Here is a 25321-nt window from a genome sequence, read left to right on the forward strand (position 1 = left end):
CCCCCCATGAGCTTCACCCCCGCCCCCTGGCCCCGGAAACTGCGTTCGCAGGAATGGTTCGGCGGCTCGTCCAAGGACGCGATCTATCACCGCGGCTGGATGAAGAACCAAGGCCTGCCCGCGGACCTGTTCGACGGGCGGCCCGTGATCGGCATCTGTAACACCTGGTCTGAGCTGACGCCCTGCAACGCCCATCTGCGCGATCTCGCGGAGCGTGTGAAGTTCGGCGTCTACGAGGCGGGCGGGCTGCCGGTCGAGTTCCCGGTGTTTAGCCCGTCGGAGTCCACCCTGCGCCCCACGGCGATGATGTATCGCAACCTCTGCGCGATGGATGTCGAGGAGGCGATCCGCGGCAAATGCATGGACGGCGTGGTGCTTCTCGCGGGCTGCGACAAGACCACGCCGGCGCTGCTGATGGGCGCGGCCTCGGTCGATCTTCCGGCGATCCTCGTCTCGGGCGGGCCGATGCTCAACGGCCATTTCCGGGGCGAGAAGGTCGGCTCCGGCACGCATCTGTGGCGCTTCTCCGAGGCGGTGAAGGCGGGCGAGATGACGGCGGAGGAATTCGTCGAGGCCGAGGCCTCGATGTCGCGCTCGCCCGGCTCGTGCAACACCATGGGCACCGCCTCGACCATGGCATCGATGGCCGAGGCGCTCGGCATGGCGCTGTCGGGCAACGCCGCGATCCCGGCGGTGGACGCGCGCCGCCGTGTCATGGCCCATCTGACGGGGCGGCGCATCGTCGACATGGTCAAGGACGACCTGAAGCCCTCGGACATCATGACCAAGGATGCCTTCGAGAACGCGATCCGCACCAACGCCGCGATCGGCGGCTCGACCAACGCGGTGATCCACCTCCTAGCGGTGGCCGGGCGCGTCGGCATCAACCTGACCCTCGACGATTGGGACCGCTGGGGCCGCGACGTGCCGACGGTGGTGAACCTGATGCCCTCGGGCAAGCACCTGATGGAGGAGTTCTTCTACGCCGGTGGTCTGCCGGTCGTCATCAAGCGGCTCGGCGAGGCCGGGCTCTTGCATCGCGAGGCGCTGACCGTGTCGGGCGGCACGATTTGGGACGAGGTGCGCGAGGTGCACAACTGGAACGAGGACGTGATCCTGCCGGTGGAGAAGGCGCTCGCGAAATCCGGCGGCATCGCGGTGCTGAAGGGCAACCTCGCGCCGCTGGGGGCGGTGCTGAAGCCCTCTGCCGCCACGCCGTCGCTGATGCAGCACCGGGGCAGGGCGGTCGTGTTCGAGGACATCGACGACTACAAGGCGCGGATCGGGGACGAGGACCTCGACATCGACGAGACCTGCGTGATGGTGCTCAAGAATTGCGGCCCGCGCGGCTATCCGGGCATGGCCGAGGTCGGCAACATGGGGCTGCCGCCGAAAATCCTGCGCAAGGGGATCACCGACATGGTGCGGATCTCGGACGCGCGGATGTCGGGCACGGCCTATGGCACGGTGGTGCTGCATACCTCGCCCGAAGCGGCGCGGGGCGGACCGCTGGCCGTGGTGCGCTCGGGCGACATGATCGAGCTGGACGTGGCGGCGCGGCAGCTGCATCTCGACATCTCGGACGAGGAACTGGCGGCGCGTCTCGCGGATTGGACACCGCACACGCAAGCCCCGGCCTCGGGCTATGCCAGCCTCTACCATGAGCGGGTGATGGGGCCCGAGACCGGGGCAGATTTCGATTTTCTCGTCGGATGCCGCGGCAACGCCGTCGGCAGGGAGAGCCATTGATGAGCTACGCGAACCCGCCCCGCAAGATCGCCCTCGTCGGCATCGGCAAGATCGCCCGAGACCAGCACGTGCCGGCCCTGCAGGCCAGCTCTGAGTGGGAGCTCGCCGCGACGGTGAGCCGGTCAGGCTCGGTCGAGGGGGTCGAGGCGCATGATGATTTCGACGCCTTTCTCGCGGCGCGCCCCGATATCGATGTGATCTCGCTCTGCCTGCCGCCACAACCGCGCTTCGACTATGCCCGCAAGGCGCTGATGGCGCGGCGGCACGTGATGCTGGAAAAGCCGCCGGGCCAGACGCTGGCCGAGGTGCACGCGCTGCAGCGGCTCGCCGCAACACAGGGCGTCACGCTCTTTGCCAGCTGGCACAGCCGCATGGCGGCGGGCGTTGCGGCGGCGAAATCGCGGCTGGTCGAGCGGGTGGTGCGGGGCGCGCGCATCACCTGGAAGGAGGATGTCCGCAAGTGGCATCCGGGTCAGGACTGGGTGTTCGAGCCGGGCGGCATGGGGGTGATGGATCCGGGCATCAACGCGCTGTCGATCCTGACCGAGATCCTGCCCGAGCCGGTGCATCTCGTCGCCGCCGAGCTGGAGTTTCCCGAGAACCGCCACACGCCGATCGCGGCCCGGCTCGACTTCACGGGCAATGTCCGCGCCGTCTTCGACTGGCGGCAGGAAGGCCCGCAGACATGGGACATCGAGATCGAGACCAGCAAGGGATCGTTGGCGCTGCGCGACGGCGGCGCGCGGCTCGAGGTCGATGGCGTGGCCGAAGATCTGGCTGACCACCCCGGCGAATACCCGTCGCTTTACGCCCGCATGGCGGATCTGGTCGCGCGCGGCCAGAGCGATGTCGACCTCGCGCCGATGATCCACGTGGCCGATGCCATGACGCTCGGGCGGCGGGTGACCACCGCCCCGTTCGAATTCGACAAGGAAAAGACATGACCGGAGCCCATCTCATCGCGGGTGACACCGTCACGGGCGGCGACAGCTTCGCCACTGCCCCGGCCGAGGGCGCGCCGCGCGACTATCCCAAGGGAACGCCCGAACTTATCGACCGCGCGGTGCGCGCGGCCGAGGACGCCTTTGCCGTCTTCGCCGCCACCACACGCGAGGAGCGCGCCGCGCTTCTGGAGAAGATTGCCGAAGAAATCGAGGCGCGCGGCGACGAGATCACCGCCATCGGTGCCGCCGAGACCGGCCTGCCCGAGGCCCGACTGACCGGCGAGCGCGGTCGCACCTGCGGCCAGCTGCGGCTGTTCGCGGAGCATATCCGCAAGGGCGACTACCTCGACCGCCGGCACGACACAGCGCTGCCCGACCGGGCGCCGCTGCCGCGTCCCGATCTGCGGATGATCCAGCGCCCCGTGGGTCCGGTGGCCGTGTTCGGCGCCTCGAACTTTCCGCTCGCCTTTTCGGTGGCGGGGGGCGACACCGCCTCGGCGCTGGCCGCCGGCTGCCCTGTCGTCGTGAAGGGCCATCCCGGCCATCCCGGCACCTCGCAGATCGTGGCCGAGGCCATCACCGCGGCCGTCGCGGCCTCCGGCCTTCCGGGCGGGGTCTTCTCGATGGTGCATGATGGCGGGCTCGAAGTCGGGCGGGCGCTGGTCGAGCACCCGCTGATCAAGGCGGTGGGCTTCACGGGCTCGCTCAAGGGTGGGCGCGCGCTCTTTGATCTGTGCGCCGCGCGGCCCGAGCCGATCCCCTTCTTTGGCGAGCTGGGCTCGATCAACCCGGTCTTCTGCCTGCCCGCGGCGATGGAAGCCCGCGCCGAGCAGATCGGCCGCGACTGGGCTGGCTCCCTGACGATGGGCGCCGGGCAGTTCTGCACCAATCCCGGCGTCGTCTTCGTGACCGAAGGCGAGAAGGCCGAGGCGATGGTCGCCGCCGCCACCGAGGCGATGGGCGCCGGCGCGCCGCAGGTGATGCTGACCGACGGCATCGCGAGAGCCTTTCATGAGGGCGCGGAGCGCATGGCCCGGGCCGCGAAGAAGAGCTTCGGCCAAGCCTGCGAGGGGCGCAACGCCATGCCGTGGCTGATCGAGACCGACCTCGCCGCCTGGGAGGCGAACGAGGATCTCGCCGACGAGGTGTTCGGGCCTCTGGGCATCGTGGTGCGAGTGCCGGACGCCGCCGACATGACCCGTGCCGCCACCGGTCTGCACGGCCAGCTCACCGCGACGCTCCAGATGGAAGAGGCCGACACCGATCTGGCACGGGCGCTGATGCCGGTGCTGGAGCGCAAGGCGGGCCGGATTCTCGTCAACGGCTATCCCACCGGGGTCGAGGTGGCCGATGCGATGGTGCATGGCGGGCCATACCCGGCTTCGACCAATTTCGGCGCCACCTCGGTCGGCACGCTGGCGATCCGTCGCTGGCTGCGCCCGGTGAGCTACCAGAACATGCCCGAGGCCCTGCTGCCGAGCGACCTGAAGTAAGCGCGGAGGGCATCGCCGCCGCGCGGCGATGCCCTTGTTGAATGCCGCGATGTCGGCGGCCTCGACCGCTTCGTCCGGGAGCCCATGCGATCGGCGTGGGGCGGAGTTTCAGCTAAACAGGTTTCATTCCGGGCGCCTTGCAGGGCCAAGGCTCTCCGGAGTTATCGGCCCGAGCGATCCGGTTCAGGGGCCGCCTTCAATCGACCCATGATATGCGAGTCGATCAGCACGCCGGCCCGCAGGACATCGTGCCGCCTCGTCCCTTCCACCTCGAAACCATGCCGCTCGTAGAGCCGGATGGCGGCGTGGTTGTCGACGTTCACGTCGAGCTCCAGTCGGCGCAGCCCGAGCCAGTTATCCGCGAGGTCAAGCAGCGCCCGGAGCATGGCCGTGCCGTAGCCCTGTCCGACATGGTCGTCATGCACGATCAAAAGTACTTCGCCGACATGGGCCCGGCGTCTCCTAGACGGCATGAGCCCCGCATGGGTGACGATTTCACGCCCGCCCCCCTCGGTATCGATGACCCCGACGAGAAAATGATCGCCGGACTCCGTGGCAAGGCGACGCTCGATCCTGCTTTGCGGATCGAAGGGCAGGCGCAGCGTGCCATGTCTCACGCCGGGCAGGTTCGCCATGACCGTGAGGGCTGCGGCGTCGCCCGGTTCGGCGGCACGGATATGCAGGTTCGGAGCGTCCATCATGGCATTGGCCTAACCCAAACGGATGGGGGCGGCCATGGATTTGCGGATGAGGCCGATCCGCTCCGGGGCCCGCGGCGGCCCGCCGCTCGGTTGTCGTCCCGCCTATGGTACTTCCGCGTGCGGGGCCTATCCTTGCAGAAATCGATTTGAACGACGCCCGAACGGGCCGGAGGGACCGAATGGCCGAGATCATCACGCCGTGGCGCAGCGTCGCCGCGGCATTCGCCTTGAACGGCGTGCTTCTGGGCTGCTGGGCCTCGCGGGTTCCGGCGGTCGCCTCGGGCTTCGGTCTGGGCGAGGCCGCGCTCGGGCTGCTGCTTCTGATGATGGGGATGGGGGCGCTGGTCTCCTTCCCGATCGCGGGCAAGCTTGCCGATCGCTTTGGCGCGGTGCGGGTAACGCGCTGGATCGCGGCGGTCTATCTCGTCTCGATCGCTCTGGTCGGGCTCGCCCCCGTGGTGCCGGCGCTCGGGCTGGCGCTGTTCCTCTTCGGCATGTGCCACGGGGCAATGGACGTGGCGATGAATTCCTGGGCCGCCGAGGTCGAGCGGCACATGGGGCGCTCGGTGATGTCGTCCTTCCACGCGATGTGGAGCCTCGGCGCCGGGCTGGGCGCCGCCGGCGGTTTCGCGGCCGCAAGCCTCGCCGCCCCCGTCTCGTTGCATTTCGTGCTGACGGCCCTGCTCGCGGCGTTGCTGTTCGGGCCGTTCCTGCGGATCGACTGGACCTCGCGCGTCGCCACCGGCGGCGCGGGCGACCCGGTCTTCGCCTTTCCGCGCGGCGCGCTGGTTTTCGTGGGCCTTATCGCGCTTGGGGCGGGTCTGGGCGAAGGCGCCGCGGTGGATTGGAGCGCGGTGTTTCTCGCAGATGTGCTGGGCGCCGCCGAGGCGCATGCGACGCTGGGCTACGCAGTGTTCTCTGTCACCATGGTGGCGATGCGGCTTTGCGTCGATCGGTTGATCACCCGCCACGGGCCGCGCCGTGTGGCGCTGGCCAGCGGGCTGCTGGCGGCATCGGGCTACCTGACCTGCGCGCTCGCGAGCAGTCTCGCGGTGGCCCTCGCGGGCTTCGTTCTGATGGGGCTGGGCTACGCGGCGGTGATCCCGCTGGCCTTCAGCCGCGCCGCCGCCGATCCCGAGATCCCGGCCGGACAGGCGATCGCCTCTGTGGCGACGCTGGGCTATGGCGCGATGCTGCTGGGGCCGCCGGTGATCGGCTTCGTCGCCGATATCAGCTCGCTTCGGGTCTCGTTCGTTCTGGTCGGTCTCTTCGCGCTCCTGATCGCGGCGCTGTCGCCGGTGCTGGGGCGCGTGCGCCCGGCGCCGCAGGCGGCCTGACGCGGTCGTGAAGCCGATGCCGCCGCCGCGCTGTTGCGGGTCCGCGCGCGTGCCCAAGGCCCATGCAATGCTCGCCTATTCCCGCCCGGGGCCCGCCCGCCGCTGCCGCGCCGGACCGCCCCATGCCGGGGAATGCCAGCGGTTTCACCGCTGTATCCCCCTTTCTTCATCCGCGGTGCCGCGATAGGCACTGCCTCCGAAACGGCGTCGTGCCACGGGTGCGGGCCGAGACATGATCCCGGGCGCCCCGTCGGGCGCTTCGACCGCAATGCCAGCCGCCCGGCCGCCAGACGGTGCTTGGGCCCGTCCGAACGACCAGGAGGAAGGCCGCCGATGCCGCGACCCTTTGCCCAACTGATACACGCCATGACCCTGATGCTGGGCCTGATCCTCGGCCTCGCCCTGCCGCATCAGGCCCTCGCCCAGATCCTGCCCGCCGAAGCCGCGGCTACCGAAGAAGCAACGACCGAGGCCGAAGCGGGCCCGCTCACCGGTCTTCTCGAGGTGCTGCGCGACGAGACCGCGCGCGAGGCGCTGATCGCCGAGCTGGAGCGCGTGACCACCGAGGCCGAGCCGATCGAGGCGCTGGCCGCGACCGCCGAGGAGGTGCAGGAGATCGAGCCCCGCGTTTCCATCGGGTCGCGTATCGCCCAGGTCACGCAGGACATCGCCGAGGGGTTGGCCGTGCAGGCCGACCAGATCGTTCGCAGCTTCTCCGGCAACGGCAATCTGCTGGGCGGTCTCGCGAGCCTCGACCTGCCGGTGTTGTGGGAGACCTTCCAGAGCCTGATCCTCGTCATCGTCATCACCGTGGCGGTCTGGATGGGCCTGCGCGCGCTGGCGAAACCGGTCTACCGCCGCATGGGCGAACGCGCGCTGCATGCGAATTTCCTGCGCACGATCTTCATCTTCATCGGCTCCACCCTCCTCGACGCCGCCGTGGTGGTTGCGGCCTGGGCGCTGGGTTACGCGATCTCGCTGATGGCGCTGGGGGAATATGCTGAGGTCGGATTCCGGCAGGCGCTCTATCTCAACGCCTTCCTGCTGGTCGAACTGGTCAAGGTGGCGATCCGTGCCATCGTCTCGCCCACCACCGGCGGGCTGCGGCTGGTCAACCTGTCGAACAGCGCCGCGCTACGGCTGAACCGCCACGTGAACGTGGTCGTGAGCGTGCTGGGCTACGGCCAGCTTCTGGTGCTGCCGCTGGTCAACCGCAACGTCTCCTTCGCCGCCGGTCTCGGTGTCTCGGCGCTGCTGTCGGTCTTCGTGCTGGTTTATCTGGTGGTGCTGGTGATCCGGCATCGCGACGACGTCGCGAACTGGATCGCCCGCCGCCTGATGGCCGAGAAGGTCGAGGATGAGCAGGACCTCCCCGAAGACCATGCGGACGTGGTCGTCCCCGAAACCACCCCCGGGGCGCCGCTCGGCGCGGGTCCGGCGGCCACGCCGCCGGCACGCAAGCAGCTTGGCGGCACGCTGGGCACGCTGACCCGGACCTGGCACTGGTTCGCGCTGGCCTATCTGGGCTTCATGTTCGTGGTGGTGATCTCGCGCTCGGCCGATGTGGTGGCGGGCTACCTGATCGCTTCGGGCAAGGTGCTGGCCGCGGCGCTGATCGGCTCGCTGATCATCGGCGCGATCGGCCGCGCGCTGCGCCATGGCGTGGTGCTGCCCACCGAGATGCGGACCAAGCTACCGCTGCTCGAGCCGCGCCTCAACGCGATCGTGCCCAAGGTGCTGATCGCGCTGCGCCTCGTCGTCACGCTGGCGGTGGTGATCTACACGCTCGACGTAATCGGGCTTTACGATCTCGGCGGCTGGTTTGCCTCGCCGGTCGGTCTCGAGGCCACGGGCCGCATCGTCTCCCTAGCGCTGATCCTGCTGGTGGCGGCGATGATCTGGCTCGCGGTGAACAGCTGGATCGATTACCGGCTCAACCCGGAGGTCGGCAAGATCCCGACCTCGCGCGAGACCACGCTGCTGACGCTGCTGCGCAACGCCTTCGCGATCGCGCTGCTGATCTTCACGCTGATGTTCGCCCTGGCCGAGATCGGGCTCGACATCGGGCCGCTGCTGGCCTCGGCCGGTGTGCTGGGCCTCGCCATCGGCTTCGGTGCGCAGAAGCTGGTGCAGGACATCATCACCGGCGTCTTCATCCAGTTCGAGAACGCGATGAACGTGGGCGATGTCGTCACCGTCGGCGGCACCACCGGCGTGGTCGAGAAGCTGACCGTGCGCTCGGTGTCCCTGCGCGACGTGCAGGGCACCTTCCACATCATCCCCTTCTCCAGCGTCGACATGGTGTCGAACTTCATGCGCGATTTCTCGTATTTCGTCTGCGACATGGGGATCGCCTATCGCGAGGATGTCGACGAGGCGAAGCAGGCGATGTTCGACGCCTTCGAGGAGCTCAAGCAGGATCCCGATCAGCGCGCCAACATCATCGGCGACATGGAGTGGTTCGGCGTCAACAGCTTCGCCGACAGCGCCGTGGTGGTGCGGGCGCGGATCAAGACCGTGCCGGGCACGCAATGGGGGCTGGGCCGGGCCTATAACGGCATCCTAAAGCGGATCTTCGACGCGCGCGGGATCGAGATTCCCTTCCCGCACCAGACGATCTTCTTCGGTGAGGCCAAGGATGGCCGGACCCAGGCGCTGCGGCTCAAGCAGGTCGGCGACGCGCAGGCCGAAGGCTGAAACGGCCTTTACGGGGATCGGGGATAGGCGGCGCCTATCCCCGATGAGACACTGGCTCGAACCGACCCGGGTTCGATCTGGGCCCGCGACCGCAATGCGCTGAAAGCCCCTGACCTGACCGTGGGGCGGGGGATGATTCGCCTCCGCATGGCCGGGCCAGCGCGCCGGACGAGACGGGCGGTTCCGTCGAAATCGGCCCCTGCCGGGGCATTCGCACGGCGAATGATCACCCCGCAGACAAGTCCGAAGCTGCCTGCCCGATCGGCCGGCAGGAGGAAAACTCAGCCCGGTCAAACCACTGATGCTGCGTTGCAGCAATTGCATGGCAGGGTACAGCCTGACGGCACTGGTGCATGCTGCGTCGAGACGCCAATCTCGTATCAAGCAGCGTGAGAGCGCCTGTTCAGATCATGTCAGGAGATACCGTCATGAGACTCGCAGTACCGTCCCAGGCCCGTACCGATGTCGCGGGATACCTTGCCTCGGCCACGACGCGGTGGCGCGTCTACCGCCGCACCGTGTCCGAGCTGTCGCGGCTGAGCGATCGCGACCTTGCCGATCTCGGCTTCGCGCGGTCGCAGATCCGCGAGATCGCCCGCGACGCCGCCACGCGCGCAGTCGCGCGCTGATCCACCGGACCGTGGGGCGTCAGGCGACGCCCTGCGGCACGAGGCCGCCCATCTCGCGCAGATGTGACAGCACCTCGTCGACACCGCGCCCGTGGCGCAGCGCGCAGAACACGAAGGGCCGCGATCCCCGCATCCGCGCCGCGTCGCGCTGCATCACCTCGAGCGAGGCGCCGACATGCGGCGCCAGATCGGTCTTGTTGATCACCAGAAGGTCCGAGCGGGTGATCGCCGGGCCGCCCTTGCGCGGGATTTCCTCGCCCGCCGCCACGTCGATGACGTAGATGGTCAGGTCGGCGAGTTCGGGTGAGAAGGTGGCCGAGAGATTGTCGCCGCCGCTCTCGATCAGCACCACCTCGATGCCGGGATGCCGCCGTTCCAGCTCGGCCACGGCGGCGAGGTTGAGACTCGCATCCTCGCGGATCGCGGTATGCGGGCAGCCCCCGGTTTCCACGCCGATCACCCGGTCACCGGGCAGGATCTGCATCCGCATCAGCGCCTCGGCATCCTCCTGCGTGTAGATGTCGTTGGTGATGACGCCGATCGAATGATCTGGCGCCAGCGCGCGGGCGAGCTGGGCGGTGAGCGTGGTCTTGCCGGCGCCGACGGGGCCGCCGATGCCGATCCGCAGGGGTCCGTTCATCGTGCTGATGCTCATGTGGCGAAGATCCTCGGTTGCTGGGTTTCGTGGCGCATCGACGCGATGTCGCCCATGAAGGTGGTGGAGGAGAGATCGTCGAGCGTGCCGTGCTCGACCTCCTCGGCGATGCGCGCGCAGAGCGGCGCGAGCGCGGATTGCAGCTGCTGCCCCTCGGTCTGGCCCAGCGGCATCAGCCGCTGCGCCGCCGAGACGAGATTGGCCGCAAAGGCCTGCAGGTAGAGCGCGCAAGTGGATCGCAGCGGCAGCCCGTGTCGCGACGCCGCCGCACCGATGGCGACGGGATAGGCGAGGGGGGTGGCCGCAACGCCCGAGACCTGCGCCTCGGTCCGCGCGAAGGCCGTGCCCTGCCGCTCCGTCTCGATCACCCTCTCGCGGCTTGCGGCCAGAGCGCGAGCGGTGGCGTCGATGCCAGTCAGGTCGGCCTCATCCGCGCGCCATGCGGCGACGAGCAGCAGCGCGTCGTTGCGACCCGCGCCGAACTCCAGCGTATCGCGCAGCCAGTCCTCGAGCGTCGCGCAGTCGAGGACGCGGCCATCCGCGATCGCCTGTTCCAGCCCGTGCGAGTAGGCGAAGGCCCCGACCGGGTAGCCGGGCGAGAGCCAGCGCGCCAGCGTCAGGGCCTGCAGCTCAGTGAGCATGGGCCGTCGCGACATGTTCATGCGCGTGGGTGCGACCGTGACCATAGGCGCCGCCCTCGGGGGTGAAGGGGCCGGTGGTGTCGCGCAGCTCGGCGCCCAGATGCGCCAGCATATGCGCGATCACGTGGTCGCGGCGGATCACGAGGCAGTCGGGCCGGATCTCGCAGGGGGTATGCCGATTGCCGACATGCCAGGCGAGCCGGACGAGGTCACCGCGCGCCTCGGTCAGCGGCTCGGGCGCGGCCTCGATCGCCACGTGGCTGCCATCCGACAATTCCAGCGCGTCGCCCGCATCCAGCGAAGTCGTCTGCGGCAGATCGACGAGAAAGGCGCGGCCCGAAGCGGTCACGAGCCGCTTGCGGCGCAGGAAGCGGCCCTCGTAGTCGAGCGCGCAGGTCTCATGCGGGCCGGACCAGTGCCCCTTGCGGTGCAGTTGCCGGGCGGTGGGAAGATCACTCATCGCGTCACCTCAGAACAGGAAGTAGCGCTGCGCCATCGGCAGCACCTCGGCAGGTTCGCAGGTCAGCAGCACGCCGTCGGCGCGGACCTCGTAGGTCTCGGGGTCGACCTCGACTTCGGGCAGCGCGTCGTTGAGCTTCAGGTCGCGCTTGGTCACGTGGCGGGTGTCTTCGATGGCGACGGTCTGCTTGGCGAGGCCGAGCCGTTCGCGCAGCCCGTCCTCCTGCGCGGCCTTCGAGACGAAGGTGACGCCGGCATGTTCGACCGCCCGGCCATAGGCGCCGAACATCGGGCGCAGATGCACCGGCTGCGGGGTGGGGATCGAGGCGTTGGGATCGCCCATCTGCGCTATGACGATCTGCCCGCCCAAGAGCACCATCTCGGGCTTCACCCCGAAGAAGGCCGGATGCCAGAGCACCAGATCGGCGCGCTTGCCCGGCTCGATCGAGCCGATCTCGTGCGCGAGGCCATGCGCCAGCGCCGGGTTGATCGTGTATTTCGCGACATAGCGGCGAGCACGGAAGTTGTCGTTCTCACCGGCCTCCTCGGCCAGCCGCCCGCGCTGGCGCTTCATCTTGTCGGCGGTCTGCCAGGTGCGGATCAGCACTTCACCGACCCGGCCCATCGCCTGGCTGTCGGAGGCGATGATCGAGAAGGCGCCCATGTCATGCAGGATGTCCTCGGCGGCGATGGTCTCGCGCCGGATCCGGCTTTCGGCGAAGGCGATGTCCTCGGGCACCCGCTTGTCGAGGTGGTGGCAGACCATCAGCATGTCGAGATGTTCTTCGACCGTGTTGATGGTGAAGGGCCGCGTCGGGTTGGTCGAGGCGGGCAGCACCGACATCTCACCGCAGATTTTTATGATGTCGGGGGCGTGGCCGCCGCCCGCGCCCTCGGTATGGAAGGCGTGGATGGTGCGCCCGGCGATGGCCTTCACGGTGTTCTCGACGAAGCCCGCCTCGTTGAGCGTGTCGGTATGGATCATCACCTGCACGCCGGTCTCGTCGGCGACCCGCAGGCAGCAGTCGATGGCGGCGGGCGTCGTGCCCCAGTCCTCGTGTAGTTTCAGCGCGCAGGCCCCCGCGAGGATCTGCTCGTGCAGCGCGCCCGGAAGCGAGGCGTTGCCCTTGCCCGCGAAGGCGAGGTTCATCGGGAAGGCATCGGCCGATTGCAGCATCCGGGCAAGATGCCACGGCCCCGGCGTGCAGGTGGTGGCCAGCGTACCATGCGCCGGGCCGGTGCCGCCGCCGAGCATGGTGGTGACGCCGGACGCGAGCGCCTCCTCGATCTGCTGCGGGCAGATGTAGTGGATGTGGCTGTCCATGCCGCCTGCCGTGAGGATCCGCCCCTCGCCCGCGATCACCTCGGTTCCGGGGCCCACGACGATATCGACATTCGGCTGGGTGTCGGGGTTGCCCGCCTTGCCGATGGCGGCGATGCGTCCGTCCTTCAGCCCGACATCCGCCTTGTAGATGCCTGTATGGTCGAGGATCAGCGCGTTGGTGATCAGCGTGTCGACCGCGCCTTCGGCGCGCGAACGCTGGCTCTGGCCCATGCCGTCGCGGATCGTCTTGCCACCGCCGAACTTCACCTCCTCGCCATAGGTGGTGAGATCGCGCTCGACCTCGATCACGAGGTCGGTATCGGCGAGCCGGACCCGGTCGCCGGTGGTGGGGCCGTACATGGCGGCGTAATCGCCGCGCGGAATGGTCACGGGCATCGGATGGCCTCCATGAGTTGGGTCGCAGGGCTCATGGAGGCGCGGTTCAGCGCATCGCGCGCAGCTCCGCGTTGCGGCGCAGCGTCAGCTCCTCCATGCATTTCCAGTAGAACATCGGCGCGGCGCTGCCGCCGCCCTGGTGCTCCGGCTCGCAGGTCGCGTCGCGCCGCGCGAGTCAGGCGCGCTGTTCGTTCAGAAGCGCCTGCCCGGTCCCCCGGGCATCGGCGCGCGGTTTCACCACGCCCCACAGGCGGTTCAACTCGGCATCGGCGGCCATCCATTCCTCGTGGGCGCAGAAGTTGATGCCAATCTGCGTGGACGGATCGCAGCGATGATAGTCGTTCCGCGCCGTGGCGGGCAGGGAATGCAGGAGAAGGAGCGGGAACAGGTAGACGAAACGCATGGCAAACCTCCGGTCCGGTCCGCAGCCAGCCTAGCATACGAAGCCGATTCTCCCCATGCGCGACCATCACAGCTCCCCCATCACGCCGCCCTGGAAGCCGAAGACGCGCCGATCGCCGCCGATTTCGATCAGCCGCACCTCGCGGCGCTGGCCCGGCTCGAAGCGCACTGCCGTTCCCGAGGCGATGTCGAGCCTGCGGCCGCGCGCAGCCGCGCGGTCGAAGTCGAGACCGGGATTGGCTTCGGCGAAGTGGAAATGGCTGCCGACCTGCACGGGTCGGTCGCCGGTATTGGCGACCATCAGCGTGATCGCCTCGGACCCCGCGTTCAGCTCGATATCGCCGCCCTTGGGCATCACCTCGCCGGGGATCATGCGCGCAGCCCCCGGACCAGGGCCACGGCAACGAGCGCGAGGCCGAGGAGGGGCCCGGCCCAGCCGGCATGGAGATGCGCCGCGCCCGCATGCGCGAGCGCCGGGGCGGGAAGGACGAGCGGGGTGGCGAAGAGGATGCGGGTCATCATCGGTCCTTTCGGCGATTGGGGCTCAGCGGATCGGGTCGTGCACGGTGACGAGCTTGGTGCCGTCGGGAAAGGTTGCCTCGACCTGCACCTCGGGGATCATCTCGGGCACGCCCTCCATGCATTGCGCGCGGGTGATCACCTCGGCGCCCATCTGCATCATCTCGGCCACGCTGCGGCCGTCGCGCGCGCCTTCGACCACCGCGTCGGTGATCAGCGCGATCGCTTCGGGATGGTTGAGCTTGACGCCTCGGGCAAGGCGGCGACGCGCCACCTCGGCGGCCATGGCGACCAAGAGCTTGTCCTTTTCGCGGGGGGTGAGGTTCATCCTAGAGTCTCCATGAGGCGGGCAGGGTGCCGCCGGTCAGCAGGTCGAGCACCGGCAGAAGCGTCTGGCGCAGCACGAAGCCGTCCTCGGCCAGAAGCCGCAGCACCAGAAGGTCAGGGGCGATGAGCGTCGCGCCGGCCGTGGCGGGCAGCAGTGCGCGGATCGGCGCGAGATGCGCCTCGGCCTCGGTGGCGGCGAGGATCACGCTGGCCATCGCGCCGGCGCCGTTCGCCACGGCGGGGCGTGCGAGATGCGCGGCGACGTTTCCTTCGAGCCGCATCGCGTCGAGATAGAGCGGCGCGCCGTCGCGGCGGATCTCGATGCGGTCGCGGAACCGCGCCTCGTCCAGCACCTCGCCCATCAGCGCCCGGCCGAAGATCACCGGCTCGACCAGAAGCGCCCGGGCGCCGGGAGCGAGATCGAGCGTGAGCGCCCGGTCGAGATCGCAGCCGCGATAGAGGATCGTCTCCTGCGGCAGCCAGTCGAGCCGCGCGCCGGTCTCGGCGGCGAGCCGGTTGCGGATGCGCGCCGCCGGTCCGCCCGAACTGCGATAGGCCCGCTCGGCGGCCTGGGTGGTGAGCCGCAGATGCCCTCCGCTCCGCGCCCGCGCCTCGATCTCGAGCCGGTCGCCTCCCGTGGCGCCGCCGGAAGTGTTGAGGATCACCGCCTCGACATGGGGCTTGCGCGGGAACAGCGCCCGCAGCGCCCCCTCTTGGCGCAGCAGCGACAGCCCGCCCGCCCCGGCCTCGATCCGCAGGGCGCCCTTCGCACGGGGTGGGGTGGCATATGGCAGCTGGTGCAGGATGGCGGTTCTCCCCCGAGGCATTTCCTGCCGTTTTCCTGCGCCGTTCGGATATGAAGATGCCAGACCGGGCGCCGGGATCGCCGGGCCCGCCGCGCCATTGCGGTCAGGATTGCGGCACGGTCCCGGGCATTTGCACAAAATGTCGGCAATGGCCGCAATCCCGCTGCGCCGCGGCGCCCGGAAGTTTGCCACTTCGGCCGCGCTGCTCAAACGATGAGCGCATCCGCCACCGGGCCGTTCGGCACCGGGCAGGGGCGGGAGATGGGGACAGCCGCAGGAATTGCAGCTCTCGACGGCCGCCCCCGGGTGCAACGATGTTGCGGGACGAGATCTAGAACCGGCGGGCCCAGCGGGCAACGCCGACGCCGCGTCCCGCGGGAGACAGTGACATGAAAACGCGTATTTCCACCCTCGCCCTGACCGCGGCGCTCGGCCTCTCGGCCGTCTCCGCCATGGCGCAGGACACCGCCTGCCCGATCAAGGTCGGCGTGCTCCATTCGCTCTCGGGCACCATGGCGATTTCCGAGACGACGCTGAAGGACACGGTGCTGATGCTGGTCGAGGACCAGAACGAGAAGGGCGGCCTGTTGGGCTGCGATCTCGAAGCGGTGGTGGTCGACCCGGCTTCCGACTGGCCGCTCTTCGCCGAAAAGGCGCGCGAGCTGCTGACCGTGCACGAGGTCGACGTGATCTTCGGCAACTGGACCAGCGTGTCGCGCAAGTCGGTGCTGCCGGTGATCGAGGAGCTGAACGGGCTGCTGTTCTATCCGGTGCAGTACGAGGGCGAGGAATCCTCGAAGAACGTGTTCTACACCGGCGCCGCGCCGAACCAGCAGGCGATCCCCGCGACCGACTACATGATCGAGGAGATGGGCGTCGAGAAGTTCGCGCTTCTGGGCACCGACTACGTCTATCCGCGCACCACCAACAACATCCTCGAGGCCTATCTCAAGGATCAGGGCGTCGCTGACGCTGACATCTTCGTCAACTACACCCCCTTCGGCCATTCCGACTGGTCGAAGATCGTCTCCGACGTCGTGGCGCTCGGCGCCGACGGCAAGAAGGTCGGCGTGATCTCGACCATCAACGGTGACGCCAATATCGGCTTTTACAAGGAGCTCGCGGCGCAGGGCGTCTCGGCCGAGGACATCCCCGTCATCGCCTTCTCGGTGGGCGAGGAGGAGCTGTCGGGCCTCGACACCTCGAACCTCGTCGGCCACCTCGCGGCGTGGAACTACTTCCAGTCGGCCGAGGGCGAGGCGAACGAGGCCTTCGTCGCCAAGTGGAAGGAGAAAATGGGCACCGAGCGGGTCACCAACGACCCGATGGAGGCGCATTACATCGGGTTCAACATGTGGGCGCAGGCGGTCGAGGATGCCGGCACCACCGATGTCGATGCGGTGCGCGAGGCGATGTACGGCCAGACCTTCGACAACCTGACCGGCTCCACCGCCGAGATGCTGCCCAACCATCACCTGACCAAGCCGGTGCTGATCGGCGAGATCACCGAGAACGGGCAGTTCGACATCCTGAGCGAGACCGATCCGGTGCCGGGCGACGCCTGGACCGACTACCTGCCCGAGAGCGCGGTGCTGACCTCGGATTGGCAGGAACTCGATTGCGGCATGTACAACACGCAGACCGAGACCTGCGTGCAGACCAAGTCGAACTACTGAGCATGGTCGGACCGGGGGCCGTGCCCCCGGTCCCCCTCGGGGGCGGGATGATGAGACGGACAATCAAGACGGCGCTGGCGGCGCTCTGGCTGGGCCTCGGCGCGGGCATGGCGCAGGCCGGGCCGGTGCAGGACCTGCTGCAGGCGCAGGGCGCGCTGATCGAGGAAAGCTCGCGGCGCACCATCGGCCCGGCGATCGAGGCGATCGTCGAAAGCGGTCTGCCACGGGTGCAGCCGGTGCTGCAGGCTTGGCAGGACAAGGCGCTCTGGATCGACGCGGAGGGCCGTTTCTGGCGGGTGATCGAGAAGGACGGGGAAGAGATCCTCGTCGATGTCGATACCGGCGAGGAAGCGGGCCCGGCCGAGACGGACGCGATGGAGCAGATCAAGCCCAACAGCGGCATCCGCGCGCTGATCGGCACCGCGCTGGTGCAGTTCCAGCTCACCGATCCCGAGCCGCGCCGCAGGCGGGCCGCGTTGGAATCCATCACCCGCGATCCCGAGCCCGAGCTGCTGGCGCCGCTGCGCGCCTCGATCGAGTCCGAGGATGATGCGGATCTTCTGGCCCGCAAGATCCGGCTGGAGCGGCTGCTCACCGCGCGCTTCGGCACCGACGAAGCCGAGCGCGTCGCCGCCATCGAGGCGCTGTCCACCGACACCGCCGTCGAGACGCGCGCCGCCATCAACCCGCTGCTGGCCAGCCGCATGGTGGCGCTGCCCGAGGGCGAGACCCCCGAGGGCAACGTCGCGCGCGAGCTGTCGCCCGGCGGCGAAAGGCTGTCGCGCGCCGCCGCCTATGGCGCGTTGGTCGATGCCGGGCTGGCGCCGCCGCGCCCGAGCGCCGACGAGATCCGCGCCGCGCTCGAGGCCAACCGCGCCGATGGCATGGTCGGCGGCGTGCCGGTCGAGACGCTCGGCGATCCGGAGGCCCGCGCCCGCGCCTATGACGCGCTGGCCGCCCAAGGCCTCGTGCCGTCGCGCGTCGAGGAGGCCGATGTCGACGCGGCGCTGGCCGCCCACGCCTTCTTCGACGTCTATACCGAACCCTCGGAGGCCGTGACCGATGCCGCCCGCGCGGCGCTGACCTCGATCGGTATCCGTGTCGGCGCGATGAAGGGGGTCGATATCGGTCTCGACGCGCTCTCGCTCGCCTCGATCTACTTCCTCGCCGCGATCGGCCTCGCCGTCACCTTCGGGGTGATGGGGGTGATCAACATGGCGCATGGCGAATTCATCATGATGGGCGCCTACACCGCCTATCTGGTGCAGCAGATCATCCCCGACCGGACGCTGTCGCTGATCGCGGCGCTGCCGGCGGCCTTCGTCGTCACCTTCGCCGCCGGCGTCGCGATGGAGCGGCTGGTGATCCGGCATCTCTACAAGCGGCCGCTCGAGACGCTGCTGGCCACCTTCGGCATCTCGATCGCGCTGCAGCAGCTGGCCAAGATCGTGTTCGGCACGCAGGCCCGGCCGCTGACCGCGCCCGACTGGCTCGGCGGCGCCTGGATCATCAACGACGTGGTCGGCATCAGCCATATCCGGATCGCGATCTTCGTGCTGGCGCTGATGTTCCTCGGCTTCTTCCTGTTCCTGATGAAGCGCACCCGACTCGGGCTGGAGACCCGCTCGGTCACCCAGAACCCCGGCATGGCGGCCTCGGTTGGCATCGATCCGGGCCGGGTCAACATGCTGACCTTCGGGCTCGGCTCGGGCATCGCCGGCATCGCCGGCGTGGCGATCGGCCTCTATGCCAAGGTCACCTCCGAGATGGGCGCCGATTACATCGTGCAGAGCTTCATGACCGTGGTGGTCGGCGGCGTCGGCAACATCTGGGGCACGCTGGCGGGTGCGGCGATGATCGGCGGCCTGCAAAAGGGCATCGAGGTGCTCAACCCCTCGAACACGCTGGCGGCGCAGACCTGGATGATCGTCGCCGTCATCATCTTCATCCAGTTCCGGCCGCGCGGGATCATCGCGCTCCGGGGCCGCGCGGCGGGGGACTGACCATGACCGCCATTCAAAAATCGGAGGCCGCATGACCGGCTCGTTTCTCAAGCGCAACCCGTCGGTGCCGGTGGTGCTGGGGCTGCTGCTGATCGGTACGCTCGCCATCACCGCGATGGCGGCCTCGGGCGGGCTCTCGACCAGCTTCGTCAAGACGCTGGGGATGACGCTCTGCCTCGCGCTGGCCGCGCTCGCCATGGACCTGGTCTGGGGCTATGCGGGCATCCTGAGCCTTGGCAACATCGCCTTCTTCGCGCTTGGCGGCTACATGATCGGCATGTGGCTGATGACCGCGCGGACCGAAGGGATCGTCGCCGAAAGCCTCGCCGGTCAGGCGATCCCGCCGACGCCGCAGGAGATCCGCGACGCGGTGGGCGGGCAGATCTTCGGCGTGGTCGGCTCTTCGGACTTCCCGACGATCTGGGCCTTCTCGGGCTCTCTGCCGGCGCAGCTCGCGCTCGTCGTGCTCGTGCCCTCGGCGCTGGCGCTGGTCTTCGGCTGGCTTGCCTTCCGCAGCCGCGTCACCGGCGTCTACCTGTCGATCCTGACCCAGGCGATGACTCTCGCCCTCGCGCTCTACCTGTTCCAGAACGATGCGGGCCTGCGTGGCAATAACGGCCTCTCGGGGCTTCAGAACCTGCCGGGGCTCTCGGGCGTGCCGCAATCCACCGTCTCGCTGTGGTTCCTGTGGGGATCGGCGCTGGCACTAGGACTGGGCTACCTGCTCTGCGCCTTCGTGGTATCGGGCAAGTTCGGCGCGATCCTGCGCGGGATCCGCGACAACGAGGCGCGGGTGCGGTTCCTCGGCTACCCGGTCGAGGGCTACAAGCTCGCCGTCTTCACCCTGTCGGCGGCGATCACCGGCATCGCGGGTGCGCTTTACTACCCGCAGGCGGGGATCGTGAACCCGGCCGAGATGATGCCCATCGCCTCGATCTACCTCGCGGTCTGGGTCGCGATCGGCGGGCGCGGGCGACTTTACGGCGCGGTGATCGGCGCCATCGCGGTCAGTCTGATCTCCTCCTTCTTCACCTCGGGCAAGCTGCCCGATCTCGATCTCGGGCCGCTGCGGCTGGTCTGGGTCGACTGGTGGCTGGTGATGCTGGGCTTCAGCTTCGTGCTGGTCACGCTGCTGGCTCCCAAGGGGCTGGGCGGGCTCGTGGATCTGTGGACCCAGCGCCGCCGCCCGGCGCGGCACGGTGCCGATCTCGGCCCCGATCAGGGCAGTTTCCGCGAGGAGGAGGCCAAGGCATGAGCACGCTTCTCGAAGTCTCGGGCGTCTCGGTCAGCTTCGACGGCTTCCGCGCCATCAACAACCTGTCCTTCCACATGGGCGCGGCCGAGCTGCGCGCGGTGATCGGGCCCAACGGCGCGGGCAAGACCACCTTCATGGACATCGTCACCGGCAAGACCCGCCCCGACAAGGGCACGATCCGCTGGGGCGAGAAGGGGATCTCGCTGCTGGGCCTGTCCGAGGCGCGGATCGCCCGCGAAGGGGTGGGGCGCAAGTTTCAGAAGCCCACCGTGTTCGAGGACCAGACCGTGCGCGCCAACCTGCTGGTGGCGCTGAGGAACAAGCGCGGCCCCTTCGCGGCGCTGTTCTGGCGGCCCGGCCCCGCCGATCTCGAGCGGGTCGACGCGCTGTCCGAAACCATCGGCCTCGCCGCGCATCTCGACCGCAAGTCGGGCGAACTCAGCCACGGCCAGAAGCAGTGGCTGGAAATCGGCATGCTGCTCGCGCAGGAGCCGCGACTGCTGCTCGTGGACGAGCCCGCGGCCGGGATGACCGTGGCCGAGCGCGAGAAGACCACCGAGATCCTCGTCGAGGCGGCGAAGACCCGCGCCGTGGTGGTGGTCGAGCACGACATGGAGTTCGTGCGGCGGCTGAACTGCCGGGTGACGGTGCTGCACGAGGGATCGGTGCTGGCCGAGGGTAGCCTCGACCACGTGACCTCCAACCCCGACGTCATCGACGTCTATCTGGGACGATAACCATGCTCCAAGTGGACAGGCTCGACCTGCATTACGGCCACAGCCAGATCCTCGACGGTGTCTCGCTCGAGGCCTGCCCCGGCGAGGTGACCTGCGTGATGGGTACCAACGGCGTCGGCAAGACCAGCCTGCTCAAGGCGCTTGCCGGGCGGCACCCGACCAGCCGGGGCGAGATCCGGCTCGATGGCGACGCGGTCACCGGGCTGTCGGCCCATGCCAAGGCGCGGCGCGGCATCGGCTACGTGCCGCAGGGGCGCGAGGTGTTCCCGCTCCTGACCGTGCGCGAGAACCTCGAAACCGCCTTCGCCGGGCTGCCGCGCGCCGAGCGCAAGGTGCCGGACGAGATCTACGAGCTGTTCCCGGTGCTGCACGAGATGCGGCATCGGCGCGGCGGCGATCTGTCGGGTGGCCAGCAGCAGCAGCTCTCCATCGCCCGCGCGCTGGTGCTCAAGCCGCGCGTGCTGCTGCTCGACGAGCCGACGGAAGGGATCCAGCCCAACATCATCGCCCAGATCGGCCGGGTGATCGCCAAGCTGCGCGACCGGGGCGACATGGCAATCGTGCTGGTCGAACAGTATTTCGACTTTGCCTATGATCTCGCCGACCGCTTCGTGGTGATGCGACGCGGCGCGGTGACGCTTTCGGGTGCGCGCGACGACGTACCGCGCGAGCGGCTGCTCTCGGAGGTCTCGGTCTGACCGCTCAGCGGTAGCTGCGCCGCAGATCCTCGAAGGCACCATGCGCGTGGTCGCGGCGAAAGCTTTCGTGGTCGCGGCGCAGCCGGGCCAGCGCCTCCTCGGCGAAGTCGAGGATGTCGGCCACGAAGAGCTTGCGCGGCCCGATCGCCTCGAGGATGCGCGGCTCCACGTCATAATCGATCTGCCCGACCTCGTCGGAGCGGGCATGCGCCTGCGCCAGCGCCCGACCGCAGACCCGCGCATAGGCCTTCCAGGTCTTCTTCGACAGCTCGTCGAGATCGATGTCCTCGCGGAACGGCGCGCGCTCGCGCGACATGAAGCTCTCGCCCTCGATCTCGACCTCGCCGTAGAACACGTCGCCTTGGGCGAGATGCACCGACTGCCCATGCGCGATCCGGGCGCCCAGCTCGCCCGAGTCGAAGCCGGTCTCGGGCACCAGCCCGCTCAGCGCCGAGCGGCGGGCGCGCTTGAACTCGATGATCAGGTCGTCGGTGGCGTCGCCCGACGGCCCTTCGAGCAGCACGTAGTAGCGCGGCAGGCCGAGCGAGGCGGTACCCTGCCCATGCCGGATCGCCACGTCCTTGACCTTGAGACCCTCGATCCTGCGCGAGCGCCCGACCTTGTCGCCCGCGGCGAGCCTGTCGATCTGCTTCTGGAACTCCTCGACCCGGCGCGACACCGGGGTGAACTCCTCGTTGGCGCGAAACCCGCGCCCGGTCTCGTCGAGATAGCGGTCGCGCAGCCACTCGGCCCGCGAAGTCCGCGCCTCCTCGAACAGCCGTCGGATCACCTTGGGGCTGTTGTCGGGGCGCAGCTCCTCGCCGGACTCGGTGCCGCTCTTGGCATAGAAGGCCATGCCGTCGAGATAGCCGTCGATGAAGGCCCGGGCGATCTTGCGCTGCACCTTGGCGCCGTAGCCGCACTTTTCCCCGGCGCCGAGCATGAAGCCCGTCGCGCCGCGCTTCAGGTCCCATGTAAAGGGGCCATAGCAGACATCGTCGAAATCGTTGACGCCGAAGATCGGCACGTTGTCGGCATTGGGCATTACCCCGAAATTGCCCGGATGCACGTCCCCCAGAAGCAGCACCGTCGGCATCCGCGAATCCTCGCCCGCCATGTCGCGGTGAAACAGCAGCGAGGTGCCCCGGAAAAAGGCGAAGAGCGAGCCCGAGAGCTTGTCGAACTTGCGCTGCGCGCCGATCGCCTTCTGGTCGATCCGCGTCGCATGGTCCTCGATGATCGTGTCGCGCACATGCATGCGCCGGTCATGGCCGGTGAGCTGGCCGGGCCGCATCGCGCAGCCATCCGCGGCATAGCGTTGCGCCAGGGCCCGGAACGCCTCGACACGCGGCTCCAGCGGCGCTTCGACCGGCGTGGCCTTCTTGTTCGATGTCCTGCCCTTGGCCATGACGCCCCCCGTGCCCGGCGCATCCGCTCGGGATGCCTCTCGACAACGCGGCATCGGGGACTTGGTTGCGGCGCGGCCTCAGCCGGGCAGGGACTTTTCCATGTAGACCCGGTTGCCGGAGCGACCGGTCTCGCGCCATCCGAGGTGATCGTAGAAGCGCCGCGTCTCCTCCATCTCCGCGTGGGTGGTCAGCGTCACCGCCTGCGCCCCCCAGGCGCGGGCCTCCGCCTCGATGAGCCGCAAAAGCGCCCGGCCGATGCCGTTGCGGGCGGCGCCCGGATCGACGCAGATATTCGACAGCTTGGCGCTGCCCGGGCCGATGACCAGCACCGCGCCGCCGAGTACCTCGTCACCGCGCTCGGCCAGCCAGACATAGTGGTTGGCGATGTCGTCGCCGATGCCGCGCGTGACCGGCGGCAGGTCGGGCAGATGCGCATGCGGCGCATAGGCCCGCGCGAAGCAGGCGGTCAGCGCGGCGGCATCCTCGGGCACGGCCCGGCGTATGGTCCAATCATCCATGGGGCGAGGCTCGCAGGCACCGCGCCGAGAGGCAAGCCCCCTAGGCCCCGTCCTGCGCGCAAGACCGCCGCGCCGGTCGCCATGCCCGCAATTCAGACACCGTGATAGTCGCGGTACCACTCCACGAAGCGCGCCACGCCAAACGCAACGGGGGTCGAGGGGGCATAGCCGGTCAGCTCGCCGATCAGCCGCGTATCGGCCCATGTGGCGGGCACGTCCCCCGGCTGCATGTCGAGAAAGCGCTTGATCGCCGTCCGCCCCAGCGCCGCCTCGATCGCTTCGACGAACTCCATCAGCGGCACCGGCGCGCCGTTGCCGATATTCACCACCCGGAAGGGGGCGACCGCGGAGAGGCTGTCGCCCTCGCGCGGGCCCTCGGGTCCGGGCCGGGCCGGGATCGCATCGGCAAGATGGCGGATCCCCTCGACCAGGTCGTCGATATAGGTGAAGTCGCGCTTCATGTCGCCGTGGTTGTAGATGTCGATGGGCGTGTCCTCGAGGATCGCCCGGGTGAACTTGAACAGCGCCATGTCCGGCCGGCCCCAAGGCCCGTACACGGTAAAGAAGCGGAACATGGTGATTGGCAGGTCGTAGAGATGCGCGTAGGAATGCGCCATCGCCTCGCCCGCCTTCTTGGTGGCGGCGTAGAAGGACATCTGCGTGTCGGCCTTGGCCGTCTCGCGATAGGGCATCTCGGTATTGGCCCCGTAGACCGAACTGGTCGAGGCGAACAGCATATGCGCTGGCGGGTGCGCCCGCGCCGCCTCCAAAAGCTCGAAGCCGCCCTGCAGGTTCGCCTCCAGATAGGAGCGCGGTTGCTCGATCGAGTAGCGCACACCCGCCTGCGCCGCGAGATGGACCACGAGGCTGGGCCGGTTCTCCTCGAACAGCCGCATCAGCCGGCCGGGGTCTTCGATCTTGCCGATCTCGGCGCTGAACGCGTTGTGGCGCGCCAGCCGGTCGTGGCGCGCCTGCTTGAGCGCGACGCTGTAATAGTCGTTCAGGGAGTCGAGCCCGACCACCCTGTAGCCATCCGCGATCAGCCGCTCGCAGACATGCATCCCGATGAATCCGGCCGAGCCGGTGACGAGTGCGACGGGAAGCTCGGTCTCGGTCATGGCAGGCCCGGATCTGTTGCGTAGAGGTTCAGAAGCCGAGGCAAAGTGGACGCGAGCGCCCCGATTGGCAAGCCGCACGTTGCTGGAGGGCGGGTTCCCGGGTCCCGGTTGGGTTCGGTGACCGGCCCATGAGCGAGCCGGTAGCTGTCAGATGATTCGTTCAGCCACCGGTCAACGCGCAGGCGCGGGGGAGTTCGCGGACCGGATTCGCGCGATTTGGGAACAATCCCACTCTGCAAATCACATTTCGCGTCCCCGGTCATTTAATTCCCCTGAAGAGACACGAGCCAAAGATTGGACTTTCGAAATGTAACGGTGGCATCCATTCAGGTGGTTCGCCAATCAGCATTTTCCACCATAGGAAGAGTAAACGACGACAACCTGAGGCATATCTATTGCCGATCTGCCACCCCTCGCGGAATAGTTATAATGTTGCTTTTTGGATAGTGCTTTTGTAATAAATATCAAGTTTCGCGCGGAGTTCGGTTCTGTGGCGAAAATATGTTTGTGCCGTGGCCTAGGGTTGTTAACGTTAAGCCAGAGGTATGAGGAGCAGCCGATTTCCGGGCGCGTTTGCCGGGGGAGATCGGGGGGAAGGACCGGGGCACCGCCCGTTTTCAGCGACGCCCATCTTATGCCCCAACCCGCTCCTCAGGACGAGATTGATTGCCGAGGCGCGTGTTCTTGCGTTTCGCCACATTTTTTAACGAGTGTTTCGAAGGGTAATGGTCGTGGCTGTTTCCAACAACTTTTCTGCCAGCTCGCTTGATTTCAACGGTTTCGGCGGTCTTTCCCAACCCACCGCGCTGGTGTGGGGGGCGGATGGGC

23 protein-coding genes and 1 pseudogene are annotated in these 25321 nt (G+C 68.4%); 11 read left to right on the plus strand and 13 right to left on the minus strand.

What is annotated here, in order from left to right:
• Positions 1-6 precede the first annotated feature (6 nt).
• Genes araD through LOS8367_RS16220 form a run of 3 tightly spaced genes read left to right on the plus strand, consistent with a single transcriptional unit; the run spans position 7 to position 4186 of the window.
• On the plus strand, positions 7-1749 hold the full coding sequence (gene araD, locus LOS8367_RS16210; protein ID WP_085897585.1) for an L-arabinonate dehydratase: 1743 nt from the start codon (positions 7-9) through the stop codon (positions 1747-1749).
• Positions 1749-2693, plus strand: a complete 945-nt coding sequence (locus LOS8367_RS16215) for a Gfo/Idh/MocA family protein (RefSeq protein ID WP_085897586.1) — start codon at positions 1749-1751, stop codon at positions 2691-2693. The genes araD and LOS8367_RS16215 overlap by 1 nt, the downstream gene beginning before the upstream one ends.
• Positions 2690-4186 (plus strand): aldehyde dehydrogenase (NADP(+)), encoded by a 1497-nt coding sequence (locus LOS8367_RS16220; RefSeq protein ID WP_085897587.1) that lies wholly within the window; start codon positions 2690-2692, stop codon positions 4184-4186. Before LOS8367_RS16215 ends, LOS8367_RS16220 begins: the two co-directional genes overlap by 4 nt.
• Before the next feature lie 161 nt (positions 4187-4347).
• On the opposite strand, the gene LOS8367_RS16225 is transcribed toward LOS8367_RS16220, so the two are convergent.
• Entirely contained in the window at positions 4348-4884 is a 537-nt protein-coding gene (locus tag LOS8367_RS16225) for a GNAT family N-acetyltransferase (protein WP_085897613.1), read from the minus strand.
• Positions 4885-5066: 182 nt separating this feature from the next.
• Here LOS8367_RS16225 and LOS8367_RS16230 point away from each other — a divergent pair, with 182 nt between their 5' ends.
• From LOS8367_RS16230 to LOS8367_RS16240, 3 genes are all read left to right on the plus strand, one after another.
• Entirely contained in the window at positions 5067-6224 is a 1158-nt protein-coding gene (locus tag LOS8367_RS16230) for an MFS transporter (RefSeq protein ID WP_085897588.1), read from the plus strand.
• Between the two features lie 366 nt (positions 6225-6590).
• Positions 6591-8921 (plus strand): mechanosensitive ion channel domain-containing protein, encoded by a 2331-nt coding sequence (locus LOS8367_RS16235; RefSeq protein ID WP_242665625.1) that lies wholly within the window; start codon positions 6591-6593, stop codon positions 8919-8921.
• A gap of 428 nt (positions 8922-9349) precedes the next feature.
• On the plus strand, positions 9350-9550 hold the full coding sequence (locus LOS8367_RS16240) for a DUF1127 domain-containing protein (protein WP_085897590.1): 201 nt from the start codon (positions 9350-9352) through the stop codon (positions 9548-9550).
• A 19-nt stretch (positions 9551-9569) separates the two neighbouring features.
• On the opposite strand, the gene ureG is transcribed toward LOS8367_RS16240, so the two are convergent.
• The 9 genes and pseudogenes from ureG to LOS8367_RS16280 form a co-directional block, all read right to left on the minus strand.
• A complete protein-coding gene (gene ureG, locus LOS8367_RS16245; RefSeq protein WP_085897591.1) occupies positions 9570-10205 on the minus strand; it encodes an urease accessory protein UreG in 636 nt (211 codons plus the stop codon).
• The gene (locus tag LOS8367_RS16250; protein ID WP_085897592.1) at positions 10202-10846 is read right to left on the minus strand and encodes an urease accessory protein UreF; all 645 of its coding nucleotides are present in this window, start codon (positions 10844-10846) and stop codon (positions 10202-10204) included. The genes ureG and LOS8367_RS16250 overlap by 4 nt, the downstream gene beginning before the upstream one ends.
• Complete coding sequence (locus LOS8367_RS16255; RefSeq protein ID WP_085897593.1) at positions 10836-11306, minus strand: urease accessory protein UreE; 471 nt, start codon at positions 11304-11306, stop codon at positions 10836-10838. The genes LOS8367_RS16250 and LOS8367_RS16255 overlap by 11 nt, the downstream gene beginning before the upstream one ends.
• 9 nt (positions 11307-11315) lie before the next feature.
• Positions 11316-13025, minus strand: coding sequence for an urease subunit alpha (ureC, locus tag LOS8367_RS16260; RefSeq protein WP_085897594.1), 1710 nt, complete (start codon positions 13023-13025; stop codon positions 11316-11318).
• Positions 13026-13071: 46 nt separating this feature from the next.
• Positions 13072-13428, minus strand: a pseudogene (locus tag LOS8367_RS19500) (lysozyme inhibitor LprI family protein).
• 66 nt (positions 13429-13494) lie between these two features.
• A complete protein-coding gene (locus LOS8367_RS16270; protein ID WP_085897596.1) occupies positions 13495-13800 on the minus strand; it encodes an urease subunit beta in 306 nt (101 codons plus the stop codon).
• Complete coding sequence (locus LOS8367_RS19120) at positions 13797-13946, minus strand: hypothetical protein (protein WP_165761503.1); 150 nt, start codon at positions 13944-13946, stop codon at positions 13797-13799. Before LOS8367_RS19120 ends, LOS8367_RS16270 begins: the two co-directional genes overlap by 4 nt.
• A 25-nt stretch (positions 13947-13971) precedes the next feature.
• On the minus strand, positions 13972-14274 hold the full coding sequence (locus tag LOS8367_RS16275) for an urease subunit gamma (protein WP_085897597.1): 303 nt from the start codon (positions 14272-14274) through the stop codon (positions 13972-13974).
• A 1-nt stretch (position 14275) separates the two neighbouring features.
• Positions 14276-15100, minus strand: coding sequence for an urease accessory protein UreD (locus tag LOS8367_RS16280; RefSeq protein ID WP_085897598.1), 825 nt, complete (start codon positions 15098-15100; stop codon positions 14276-14278).
• Between the two features lie 368 nt (positions 15101-15468).
• On the opposite strand from LOS8367_RS16280, the gene urtA reads away from it, so the two are divergent.
• Genes urtA through urtE form a run of 5 tightly spaced genes read left to right on the plus strand, consistent with a single transcriptional unit; the run spans position 15469 to position 21448 of the window.
• Positions 15469-16755, plus strand: coding sequence for an urea ABC transporter substrate-binding protein (gene urtA, locus LOS8367_RS16285; protein WP_085897599.1), 1287 nt, complete (start codon positions 15469-15471; stop codon positions 16753-16755).
• Between the two features lie 50 nt (positions 16756-16805).
• Positions 16806-18758: an urea ABC transporter permease subunit UrtB gene (urtB, locus tag LOS8367_RS16290; protein WP_370737708.1), complete on the plus strand. Its 1953-nt coding sequence runs from the start codon at positions 16806-16808 to the stop codon at positions 18756-18758.
• 31 nt (positions 18759-18789) lie between these two features.
• Positions 18790-20013 (plus strand): ABC transporter permease subunit, encoded by a 1224-nt coding sequence (locus LOS8367_RS16295; protein ID WP_085897600.1) that lies wholly within the window; start codon positions 18790-18792, stop codon positions 20011-20013.
• Positions 20010-20750 carry an urea ABC transporter ATP-binding protein UrtD gene (gene urtD / locus LOS8367_RS16300; RefSeq protein ID WP_085897601.1) on the plus strand — a complete coding sequence of 247 codons (741 nt, stop codon included), beginning with the start codon at positions 20010-20012 and terminating at the stop codon, positions 20748-20750. Before LOS8367_RS16295 ends, urtD begins: the two co-directional genes overlap by 4 nt.
• Positions 20751-20752: 2 nt before the next feature.
• A complete protein-coding gene (urtE, locus tag LOS8367_RS16305; RefSeq protein ID WP_085897602.1) occupies positions 20753-21448 on the plus strand; it encodes an urea ABC transporter ATP-binding subunit UrtE in 696 nt (231 codons plus the stop codon).
• A gap of 4 nt (positions 21449-21452) precedes the next feature.
• On the opposite strand, the gene LOS8367_RS16310 is transcribed toward urtE, so the two are convergent.
• The 3 genes from LOS8367_RS16310 to LOS8367_RS16320 form a co-directional block, all read right to left on the minus strand.
• Positions 21453-22856: a DUF2252 domain-containing protein gene (locus LOS8367_RS16310; RefSeq protein ID WP_085897603.1), complete on the minus strand. Its 1404-nt coding sequence runs from the start codon at positions 22854-22856 to the stop codon at positions 21453-21455.
• 78 nt (positions 22857-22934) lie between these two features.
• Complete coding sequence (locus LOS8367_RS16315; protein WP_165761504.1) at positions 22935-23375, minus strand: GNAT family N-acetyltransferase; 441 nt, start codon at positions 23373-23375, stop codon at positions 22935-22937.
• 92 nt (positions 23376-23467) lie between these two features.
• Entirely contained in the window at positions 23468-24493 is a 1026-nt protein-coding gene (locus LOS8367_RS16320) for an SDR family NAD(P)-dependent oxidoreductase (RefSeq protein ID WP_085897605.1), read from the minus strand.
• Positions 24494-25321: the final 828 nt, after the last annotated feature.

Origin of the sequence: Limimaricola soesokkakensis, from assembly GCF_900172345.1 — a bacterium.
Classification (GTDB): domain Bacteria; phylum Pseudomonadota; class Alphaproteobacteria; order Rhodobacterales; family Rhodobacteraceae; genus Limimaricola; species Limimaricola soesokkakensis.